The 1202-nt window shown below is 60.4% G+C and carries 1 protein-coding gene; it reads left to right on the top strand.

All coding sequences use genetic code 11. From position 1 onward, the window contains the following. Positions 1-1202 (top strand): cbb3-type cytochrome c oxidase subunit I (locus CHB96_RS29315; RefSeq protein ID WP_245866308.1); only part of this gene is annotated, 1202 nt, incomplete at both ends.

Genomic DNA, 1202 nt, shown 5'->3' with positions numbered 1-1202 from the left:
GTGGAGGCGGCTCGCCCGTTTCCGCCGCGGATGGGACCGAAGGGTTCTTTTGTTCACAAGGCGGTGACGACGACGGATCCCAAGGTGTTGGGGATCATGTACATCGCGACGTCGATTGCGTTCTTCTTGGTCGGTGGGTTGATGGCGTTGTTGATGCGCGCCGAGTTGGCTGTGCCGGGGATGCAGTTCCTGTCGAACGAGCAGTACAACCAGTTGTTCACCATGCACGGCACGATCATGTTGCTGTTGTACGCGACGCCGATCGTGTTCGGGTTCGCGAACTATATTCTGCCGTTGCAGATCGGTGCCCCCGATGTCGCGTTCCCGCGCCTGAATGCGTTTTCGTATTGGTTGTATCTGTTCGGTGCGTTGATCACCACGGCCGGGTTCATCACCCCGGGTGGTGCCGCGGACTTCGGGTGGACGGCGTACACGCCGCTGACGTCGGCGCTGCATTCGCCGGGTGTCGGTGCGGACTTGTGGATCATGGGCCTGGCGGTGGCCGGTTTGGGCACCATCTTGGGCGGGGTCAACATGATCACCACCGTCATCTGTCTGCGGGCCCCGGGTATGACGATGTTCCGGATGCCGATCTTCACCTGGAACATCCTGGTCACCTCCATTCTGATTCTGCTGGCGTTCCCGTTGCTGACCGCGGCGTTGCTCGGTCTTGCCGCGGATCGGCATCTGGGTGCGCACTTGTTCGATCCGGCGACCGGTGGAGTGTTGTTGTGGCAGCACTTGTTCTGGTTCTTCGGTCACCCCGAGGTGTACATCATCGCGTTGCCGTTCTTCGGGATCGTCTCCGAAATCTTCCCGGTCTTCTCGCGGAAGCCGATGTTCGGGTACACCACGTTGATCTATGCGACCATCGCGATCGCGGCCCTGTCGATCGCGGTGTGGGCGCACCACATGTACGCCACGGGTGCGGTGTTGTTGCCGTTCTTCTCGTTCATGACGTTCTTGATCGCGGTGCCCACGGGTGTGAAGATCTTCAACTGGATCGGCACGATGTGGCGGGGCCAGGTCACGCTCGAGACCCCGATGTTGTTCTCCATCGGCTTCTTGATCACGTTCTTGTTCGGTGGCCTGTCGGGTGTGCTGCTTGCCAGCCCGCCGATCGATTTCCATGTCACCGACACCTACTTCGTGATCGCGCACTTCCACTACGTGGTGTTCGGCACGGTCGTGTTCGCCACCTA

The organism is Rhodococcoides kyotonense (assembly GCF_900188125.1).
Lineage (GTDB): Bacteria > Actinomycetota > Actinomycetes > Mycobacteriales > Mycobacteriaceae > Rhodococcoides > Rhodococcoides kyotonense.
This window is presented reverse-complemented; position numbering and strand designations above follow the sequence as displayed.